This is a genomic window from Lactobacillus nasalidis (assembly GCF_016587775.1).
Lineage (GTDB): Bacteria > Bacillota > Bacilli > Lactobacillales > Lactobacillaceae > Lactobacillus > Lactobacillus nasalidis.
Genome location: NZ_BOCG01000576.1, coordinates 1 through 287 on the forward strand (window position 1 = coordinate 1; position 287 = coordinate 287).

Sequence of the window (287 nt, forward strand, 5' to 3'; positions counted from 1 at the left end):
GTTACCTCACCAACTAGCTAATGCGCCGCGGGCTCATCCTAAAGTGACAGCTTGCGCCGCCTTTCAAACTTGAGTCATGCGACTCATGTTGTTATCCGGTATTAGCACCTGTTTCCAAGTGGTATCCCAGTCTTTAGGGCAGATTGCCCACGTGTTACTCACCCATCCGCCGCTAGCGTCCAACAAATCATCCCGAAGGAATCTTTGAATTCAGCTCGCTCGACTTGCATGTATTAGGCACGCCGCCAGCGTTCGTCCTGAGCCAGGATCAAACTCTCAATTTGAAA

General features: G+C 50.9%; 1 rRNA gene. It reads right to left on the reverse strand.

Annotated elements, in window-relative coordinates:
* Positions 1 to 284 (reverse strand): 16S ribosomal RNA (locus lacNas_RS10900); the annotation flags it as partial.
* Positions 285 to 287 lie beyond the last annotated feature (3 nt).